The 8,536-nt window shown below is 68.2% G+C and carries 8 protein-coding genes; 3 read left to right on the forward strand and 5 right to left on the reverse strand.

Annotation, left to right across the window (positions count from 1 at the left end; translation table 11 throughout):
• Positions 1–6 precede the first annotated feature (6 nt).
• Positions 7–2,970, reverse strand: a complete 2,964-nt coding sequence (locus A5771_RS08730) for a UPF0182 family protein (RefSeq protein ID WP_064854792.1) — start codon at positions 2,968–2,970, stop codon at positions 7–9.
• A gap of 55 nt (positions 2,971–3,025) precedes the next feature.
• Positions 3,026–4,045, reverse strand: coding sequence for a YlbL family protein (locus tag A5771_RS08735; protein ID WP_064854793.1), 1,020 nt, complete (start codon positions 4,043–4,045; stop codon positions 3,026–3,028).
• Between the two features lie 46 nt (positions 4,046–4,091).
• On the opposite strand from A5771_RS08735, the gene A5771_RS08740 reads away from it, so the two are divergent.
• Complete coding sequence (locus A5771_RS08740; protein WP_064854794.1) at positions 4,092–5,447, forward strand: zinc-dependent metalloprotease; 1,356 nt, start codon at positions 4,092–4,094, stop codon at positions 5,445–5,447.
• Positions 5,448–5,465: 18 nt separating this feature from the next.
• Here A5771_RS08740 and brnA read toward each other — a convergent pair whose 3' ends face one another.
• Both brnA and A5771_RS24640 read right to left on the reverse strand, forming a co-directional pair.
• Entirely contained in the window at positions 5,466–5,702 is a 237-nt protein-coding gene (brnA, locus tag A5771_RS08745; RefSeq protein ID WP_064854795.1) for a type II toxin-antitoxin system BrnA family antitoxin, read from the reverse strand.
• Positions 5,699–5,893, reverse strand: coding sequence for a BrnT family toxin (locus A5771_RS24640; RefSeq protein ID WP_428844396.1), 195 nt, complete (start codon positions 5,891–5,893; stop codon positions 5,699–5,701). Before A5771_RS24640 ends, brnA begins: the two co-directional genes overlap by 4 nt.
• Before the next feature lie 207 nt (positions 5,894–6,100).
• Between A5771_RS24640 and A5771_RS08750 the strand changes: the two genes are divergently transcribed.
• Together A5771_RS08750 and A5771_RS08755 are read left to right on the forward strand one after the other, a co-directional pair.
• Complete coding sequence (locus tag A5771_RS08750; protein WP_064854796.1) at positions 6,101–6,967, forward strand: TOMM precursor leader peptide-binding protein; 867 nt, start codon at positions 6,101–6,103, stop codon at positions 6,965–6,967.
• A 54-nt stretch (positions 6,968–7,021) separates the two neighbouring features.
• Entirely contained in the window at positions 7,022–8,374 is a 1,353-nt protein-coding gene (locus A5771_RS08755; RefSeq protein WP_064854797.1) for a macrolide-binding ATPase MABP-1, read from the forward strand.
• A 4-nt stretch (positions 8,375–8,378) separates the two neighbouring features.
• On the opposite strand, the gene A5771_RS08760 is transcribed toward A5771_RS08755, so the two are convergent.
• Positions 8,379–8,536 (reverse strand): WhiB family transcriptional regulator (locus A5771_RS08760; RefSeq protein ID WP_064854798.1); only part of this gene is annotated, 158 nt, incomplete at its 5' end.

Here is an 8,536-nt window from a genome sequence, read left to right on the forward strand (position 1 = left end):
GACCCGCTACTTGGTGCTGTTGAACTTCGCCATCGCATCGTCCAGGCGCTGCAGCGCCGATCCGTAGCCCGCGAAGTCGCCCCGGCGCTGGGTCTCGCGCACCGCGGTGATCGCCGCCTCGATCTCTTGCAGCGCAGCGACCTTCGCCGCCGACAGCCCGGCACTGCCCGCCGGCGGAGGTGGCACCGCCGCGGCGGGCGGAGCGCTCGCCGGCGGCGGCTGCTGCTGGGCCGCGGCGCTGCCGTCGGTGGGCGCGATGTCGGTCGCCGCTGCACTGGCCCCGGGCCCGAACAGGCCGGTGAGCGCGTCGGAAACCGTTGGCCCGTAACCGATCTTGTCGTTGTACATCATCGCCACCCGGATCAACCGCGGGTACGACGACGCGGCGTCGCTGGAACCCGGCGAGGCGTAGACCGGTTCGACGTAGAGCAGCCCGCCCTGGGCCACCGGCAGGGTCAGCAGGTTGCCCCACCGGATGCGGTTCTGGTTGTCGCGCCCGATCACCCCGAGGTCCTGGCTGACCGCGGTGTCGGTAGTGATCGCGTTATTGGCCAGCTTGGGGCCGTTGACCTGACCCGGGATGGTCAGCACGGTGATCTTGCCGTAGGTGTCCGGATCCGAACTGGCGCTGATGTAGGCGGCCAGATAGTCGCGCTTGAACCGGTTCATCGCGCTGGTCAGCTGATAGGACGCCGAACCGTCCTCCTTGACAAGGTTTTTCGCGACGATGTAGTACGGCGGCTGGAAGCTGCTGGCGGTCGGGTTGGGGTCCAGCGGCACGTCCCAGAAGTCCGAGGTGGAGAAGAACGTGATCGGGTCGTTGACGTGGTACTTGGCCAGCAGCATCCGCTGCACCTTGAACAGATCCTCGGGATAGCGCAGGTGCTCGGCAAGCTCAGGTGAGATCTCCGACTTGGGTTTGACCGTCCCGGGGAACACCCGCATCCACGCCTTGAGCACCGGGTCGGCCTCATCCTGGGCGTACAGGCTCACCGTTCCGTCGTAGGCGTCGACGGTGGCCTTCACCGAGTTGCGGATGTAGGACACCCGCCGGTCGGGCAGCAACCGGTTGAACTCCACCTCTTTGGAGTCCATGGTTGCCGACGACAACGAGGTCAGCTGCGAGTACGGGTAGTTGTCCAAGGTGGTGTAGCCGTCGATGATCCACACCAGGCGCTTGTTCACGATTGCCGGATACACCGTGGAATCGGTGGTCAGCCACGGCGCCACCGCCTGCACCCGGCCGGCCGGGTCACGGTTGAACAAGATCTTGCTGTCCGAGCCGATCACGTTGGAGAACAAGAAGTTGCGTTCGGCGAATTTCGCGGCGAACACACTGCGGGCCAGCCAGTTTCCAATGTTGACCCCGCCGGCACCGGTGTAGGTGTAGTTCTTCGTCTCGACGTTCGTCTCGTAGTCGTATTCACGGTCGGGGCCGTTGCGTCCCACGATGGCGTAGTCGGCGACGGTGTCGGCGATCACGGGCCCGTAGTACACCCGCGGCTGGTCGAGGCGGGCCGGCCCCTGGGAGACCACGCTGCCGTTGGCGCCGACCACGTTCGCCAGGAACTCGGGGTAGCCGCCGTTCTGGTTGGGGTCGTTGGCGATTCCGCGCACGGTGTTGGCCGGCGAAGCGATGAACCCGTTGCCGTGGGTGTAGACGGTGTGCCGGTTGATCCAGTCGCGCTGGTTGTCGATCAGCCGATCGGGGTTGAGCTCGCGGGCGGCGACCACGTAGTCGCGCAACTCGCCGTCGCTGTCGCGATAGCGGTCGATGGTGAGCTGGTCGGGGAAGAAGTAGAAGTTCTTGCCCTGCTGGAACTGGGTGAACGCGGGGCTGACGATGGTCGGGTCCAGCAGCCGGATGTTGGAGGTGGTGGCGGCATCGGCGCCCACCTGCGCGGCCGTAGCGCGTGCGTCACCGCTGTAGTCGCGATAGGTGACCACGTCCTCGGTCAGCCCGTAGGCGTGCCTGGTCGCGGCGATCGAACGCGAGATGTACTCGCTCTCCTTCTGCGCCGCGTTGGGTTTGACGCTGAACTGCTCGACGATCAGCGGCCAGCCCGCGCCGACGACCACCGACGACAGCAGCAGCAGCACCAGGCCGATCGCCGGAATCTGCAAATCACGCAGCACGATCGCCGAGAACACCGCCACCGCACAGATCAGCGCGATCGCCAGCAGGATCATCTTGGCCGGCAGCACCGCGTTGATGTCGGTGTAGCCGGCCCCGGTGAACGGCTTGCCGGTGCGGGTGTGGCTGAGCAGCTCATAGCGGTCCAGCCAGTAGGCGGCGGCCTTGAGCAGCACCAGAGTGCCGATCAGGCTGACCACCTGGATACGCGCCGGTCGGCTCAGCGCGCCGGCACGGCCGGACAACCGGATGCCGCCGAAGATGTAGTGGGTGGTCAGGTTGGCCAGGGTGGCCAGGAAGAACGTCACCAGCAGCAGCCCGACCACCAGCCGGTAGAACGGCAGGTCGAAGGCGTAGAAGCCGAGGTCTTTGCCGAACTGCGGGTCGGCGATCCCGAAGTCACCGCCCCGCAGGAACAACTGGATGCGCACCCAATAGCTCTGAGCCACGATGCCGGCCAGCAGACCGATGCCGACCGGTATCCCGAATCCGACCAGCCGCAGCCGTGACAACACCGCGGTGCGATAGCGCGCCACCGGATCGTTGGCGCCGTTGCTGGGCACGAACACCGGCCGGGTCCGAAAGGCCATCGCCAGTGCGGCGAACACGATGCCGCCGACGATCAGGCCCACCACTACGAAGGCGACCACCCGGGTCAGCAGCGTCGTGACGAAAACCGACCGATAGCCCAGCTCCCCGAACCACAACCAGTCGACGTAGCCGTCGATCAGCCGCGGCCCGACCAGCAGCAACAGGATCACGACGAGCGCGCTGCCGATCATGATCCGGCTGCGCGGGGTCAACTTCGGCATTCTCGCGGTGGGCCGCATACCCACGTGCCACGCTCCCTAGCTCGGTGGTCCTGACCGCCCCACTGTAGCCAACCCGGCCTCAGCAAGACGGTGGCTGACCTCCGCCGGTGAGCGTGCGCAACGCATCCACCGCCTGGGCGAGGCTGTCGACCTTGATCAGCTGCAGCCCGTTGTTGTCCGATCGGGCTTCGTAGCAGTTCTCGGCGGGGACGAGAAACACCGTCGCGCCGGCCTCCTTCGCCGCGATCATCTTGTGGGTGATGCCGCCGATCGAGTCGACCTGGCCGTTGGCCTTGATGACCCCGGTGCCCGCGACGAAGTTCTCACCGGCCAGTCCGCCGGTGCTGAGTTTGTCGATGACGGCCAGGGAGAACATCAGCCCGGCCGAAGGGCCGCCGATATTGGCGAGGTTGAACTCGACGGTGAACGGCGCCCACGGCGCGTCGAGCACCGACACGCCCAAAAATCCGTTGGGACGGTCCTTGTTCTCTCCCAGCGTAATTCGGGCAGTGCCGGGGGCGGCGTTCTTACGCCGGTAGTCGATGGCCACCGTCTCGCCGGGCTTGGTGCCGGCCAGCTTCGCGGTGAACCGTTCGACGGTGTACACCGGTTCGCCGTTGACGGCGTCCACGGCGTCACCGGGCTGCAGCTTGCCCGCCGAGGGCCCGGGATCGTGGACGTCGGCAAGGGTGACCGCGCTCGGGTAGCGCAGGTAGCCCAGGGCGGCGTATTCGGCGCTCTGCTCGGACGCCCGGAACTCGGCGTCGTTGTCCTCGTCGACTTCCTCCCGTGACTTTCCCGGCGGATAGACCAGGTCACGGGGCATGAGCTGCTCGCGTCCGGACAGCCACAGGGCCAGCGCCTCGCCGAGGGTCAGCCCGTCGCGCTGGGACACCGTGGTCATGTTGAGGTGACCGGTCGTCGGATGCGTCGTGGTGCCCTGAATGTCGACCACCTGCTTGCCCTCGACCATCCCCAGGGTGTCGAAGGTAGGGCCCGGCCCCAGCGACACGAAGGGCACGGTCACCGCCGCCAGCAGTACGCCGAACACGACCACCGGCAGCAGTGCCGCCAACAGCGTGAGAATCCGCCTGTTCACCCCGGGAATGGTAAACGGCCGGATGCCGGTGGGTACGGTTGTGTCTATGGCTGATCTGCCCTTCGGTTTCTCTTCGGGGGACGACCCCGACCGCGAGCGACCCGGGGGGCGCGAACCTGGTTCGGGTTCCGGGCCGAGCGATCCGTTCGGAATGGGCGCCGGTTTCAACATCTCCGACCTGGGCCAGCTCTTCACCCAGCTCGGCCAGATGTTCAGCAGCGCCGGCACGGTGGGCGGCGGCCGGCCGGCCGGGCCGGTGAATTACGACCTGGCCCGACAGGTCGCGGCCCGCTCGATCGGTTCGGTCGCGCCGGTCACGGGGTCGACCGCCACCGCCATCGGCGACGCGGTGCACCTGGCCGAGACGTGGCTCAACGGGGTGACTTCCTTGCCGGCCGGCACCACCGGCTCAGCCGCGTGGACCCCGGTGGACTGGGTGGAGCACACCATGGCCACCTGGCAGCGACTGTGCGACCCGATGGCCGAGCAGGTGTCGTCGGTGTGGGCCTCGGCGCTGCCGGAGGAGGCCAAGAGCATGGCGGGCCCACTGCTGTCGATGATGTCGCAGATGGGCGGGCTGGCGTTCGGATCGCAGCTGGGCCAGGCGCTGGGCCGGTTGTCCGGAGAGGTACTGACCTCGACCGACATCGGATTACCGCTGGGGCCCAAAGGAATTGCCGCCCTGCTGCCCGCGGCGATCGAGGAACTGGCCGACGGCCTGGAGCAGCCGCGCAGTGAGATCGTCACCTTCTTGGCGGCCCGCGAGGCCGCCCACCACCGGTTGTTCTCCCATGTCCCATGGCTGGCCAACCAGCTGCTCAGCGCGGTGGAGGCCTACGCGCGCGGCATGCAGATCGACATCCGGGGCATCGAGGAGCTGGCCCAAGGCTTCGATCCGTCCGCGATGATGGCCGACCCCTCGGCGATGGAGGAGTTGCTCAATCAGGGGGTGTTCGAACCCAAGTCGACGCCGGAGCAGCTGGCCGCCCTCGAGCGGCTGGAGACCCTGCTGGCACTGATCGAGGGCTGGGTGCGCACGGTGGTGACAGCGGCGCTGGGTGACCGGATCCCGGGCACCGCCGCGCTGTCGGAGACGCTGCGTCGCCGCCGCGCCACCGGCGGTCCGGCCGAGCAGACCTTCGCCACCCTGGTCGGCCTGGAACTGCGCCCGCGCAAGCTCAGCGAAGCCGCGGTGCTGTGGGAGCGGCTGACCGCGGCCGTCGGAGTCGACGCCCGCGACCGGGTGTGGCAGCACCCGGACCTGTTGCCCGAGGCCGCCGACCTCGATGACCCGGCCGCGTTCATCGACCGGATGCTGGGCGGGGACACCAGCGGCATCGATGCGGCGATCGCCGAATTCCAGCGCGGCAGCGAGGACGGCGACGACAGCGGCGAGGAATGACGGGGCGGGTTCGGGGAGTCAGGCGGCGGTGTGACCGCCGTTGTCAAGCTTCTCTGCGATCCAGACTTTGATGAGTGATTGGCGGGTGACTCCGAGCCGGGTTGCTTCGCGGTCGAGTTCGGCGATCATCCAGACCGGGAAGTCCACGTTGACCCGCCGGTGTTCCTCCCCGGGGCGCCGCGCCCGCGCGGTATCGAGGGCAGCCGACATGTCCTCGCCACTGTCGAACTGTTTGTCGAACTCATTAGCTTTCATAGATCGCTGCCTCTCCTTCCCGTGAGCGGCGTACAGATGCGAACACGATCGTGCCGATAGGTCACTACCGCTGACCAGCAGCGACCATCGATCTGACCGATCACCAACCACCTCGACTCATCAGTTGTGCGCGCCGGAACTTCAATGCGGCGCGGATCCGCCCAAATCGACTGGGCCGCATGGAAATCGATGCCATGTTTGGCCTAGTTTGCCGCGCTCTTGACCGGATCGAACTCGAAGTCGAGCATGTATAGAAATCATACCATAACAGCGCGAAAGTAGGCCGGTCTGCGTCGGGCTGCCCCCGACCCCTGGCAGTAAGGCCAGCTCGACGCTCCACCCTTCTCCCTGTGGATAACCGGAGCCAGCCGCACCGACGGCGTGACAGGGTCGGGTGCGTGAGCAGGGTTGATTGCGAGACACGCGCCTACGCGCTGGACCCGGCGCGGCCGGTATTGCTGCGTCCGGACGGGGCGGTACAGGTCGGCTGGGATCCGCGGCGGGCCGTCCTGGTACAGCCGCCACCTGGCCTGACCGCTACCGGCCTGGCCGCCGTGCTGCGCTGCATGCAGACCCCCACCACCGCTGCCGAGCTGCGGATCGAGGCCGCCCGGCACGGCCCGGTGGACAGTGCCGAGCTCGACAGCCTGCTGGGCGCGCTGCTCGACGCGCGGGTCGCCGTCATCCGCGGCCCGCGCCGGCCGCACCGGGCGGTGTCGCTGCGGGTGCACGGCCGCGGGCCACTGTCGGATCTGCTGGTCGAGTCGCTGCGCTGCTCGGGCGCCGTCATCCGGCGCAGCAGCCACCCGCACGCCGAGGTGAGCACCGCCGGCACGGATCTTGTGGTGCTGACCGACTATCTGGTCACCGACCCGCGGCTGGTACGCGAGTTGCACGCCGAGCGGGTGCCGCACTTGCCGGTGCGGGTGCGCGACGGCACCGGGGTGGTCGGCCCGCTCGTTCTTCCCGGCAAGACCAGCTGCCTGGGATGTGCCGATCTGCACCGGCGCGATCGCGACGCCTCCTGGCCGGCGGTGGCCGCCCAGCTGCGCGACACCGTCGCCCACACCGACCGCGCGACGGTGCTGGCGACGGTGGCCCTGGCGCTGAGCCAGGTCGAGCAGGTGATCGCGGCGGTGCGCGGGACGGCCACCGATCGGGGCCTGGCTCCCCCACCGACGCTCAACGCCACCCTCGAACTGGATCTGGCCACCGGGTCGATCCTGACGCGGCGCTGGGAGCGCCACCCGCTGTGCGACTGCTGACCCGCGCCGTGTACCGGCGATTTCGCACGCGGTGACCAGCGCCACAACGACATCGTGGATGATGGACAGGTGTCAGAGATCAAGCGCGGGAGTGCGGCGCGCAATGCGAAGCTGGCCAGTCTGCCCGTCGGTTTCGCCGGCCGGGCCGCTCTCGGTCTCGGGAAGCGGCTGACCGGTAAGTCGAAGGACGAGGTCACCGCCGAGCTCATGGAGAAGGCGGCCAACCAGTTGTTCACCGTCCTGGGTGAACTCAAGGGCGGCGCGATGAAGGTCGGCCAGGCACTGTCGGTGATGGAGGCGGCCATCCCCGAGGAGTTCGGCGAGCCCTACCGGGAGGCGCTGACCAAGCTGCAGAAGGACGCCCCGCCGCTGCCGGCTGACAAGGTGCACCGGGTGCTCGACGCCCAGCTGGGCACCAAGTGGCGGGAACGGTTCTCCTCGTTCGATGACAAACCCATCGCCTCGGCGAGCATCGGCCAGGTGCACAAGGCGGTGTGGGGCGACGGCCGCCAGGTGGCGGTCAAGATCCAGTACCCCGGTGCCGACCAGGCACTGCGCGCCGATTTGAAGACCATTCGGCGGTTGACCGGCGTCTTCAAGCAGCTGGCGCCCGGCGTCGACGTCCAAGGTGTCGTCGATGAGCTGATCGAGCGCACCGAGATGGAGCTGGACTACCGGCTGGAGGCCGACAACCAGCGCATCTTCGCCAAGGCCTATGCGGGCCACCCGCACTTTCTCATCCCGAACGTGGTGGCCAGCGCGCCCAAGGCGGTGATCCAGGAGTGGATCGACGGCGTCGGCATGGCCGAGATCATCCGCAACGGCACCGTCGAGCAACGCGACCTGATGGGCACCCGGCTGGCCGAGTTCACCTGGGACGCCGCGCGGCGGCTGGAGCTCATCCACGGCGACGCCCACCCGGGCAACTTCATGCTGCTCCCCGACGGCCGGATGGGTGTCATCGACTTCGGGGCGGTGGCGCCGATGCCCGGCGGCTTTCCCCCGGAGCTGGGCGCCGCGGTGCGCTACGCCCGGGACAAGGACTACGACCGGGTCATCGCGACGATGCGCAAGGGCGGCTTCATCCAGAAGGGCCGGGAGGTCTCGGTACGCGAGATCGACGAGATGCTGCGCCAGTACGTCGAGCCCGTGGAGGTCGAGGTCTTCCACTACAGCCGCAAATGGCTGATGCGCATGGCCGGCAAGCAGCTGGAACGCCCCGTCGAGCAACTCAAGACGGCCCGTCAGCTGGATCTGCCGCCGAAGCTGGCGATGCCGATGCGGGTGCTCGCCTCGACCACGGCGATCATGTGCCAGCTCGACGCGCACGTGCCGATCAAGCGGCTCTCCGAGGAACTGGTACCCGGCTTCACCGATCCCGACGCCGTAGCGGTCGGAGGACCCTAGGCACTCAAGCGGCCACCGGGTCCTTGCGCGGGCGCCCGCGCGGGCGTTTGCGACCGATGACGGTGCCGCGGTCGAGGATCTCCCCGCCCCACACCCCCCAGGGTTCGGCGCGCTGCAGTGCCAGCGCCAGGCACTGCCGGCGGATCGGGCAGCCGGCGCAGA

Origin of the sequence: Mycolicibacter sinensis (assembly GCF_001667375.1) — a bacterium.
Taxonomy (GTDB): domain Bacteria; phylum Actinomycetota; class Actinomycetes; order Mycobacteriales; family Mycobacteriaceae; genus Mycobacterium; species Mycobacterium sinense_A.

Excerpts from the sequence above, each read along its gene's own strand:
- brnA (WP_064854795.1), bottom strand. The coding sequence starts at position 5,702 with ATGAAAGCTAATGAGTTCGACAAACAGTTCGACAGTGGCGAGGACATG.
- A5771_RS08740 (WP_064854794.1), top strand. The coding sequence starts at position 4,092 with ATGGCTGATCTGCCCTTCGGTTTCTCTTCGGGGGACGACCCCGACCGC.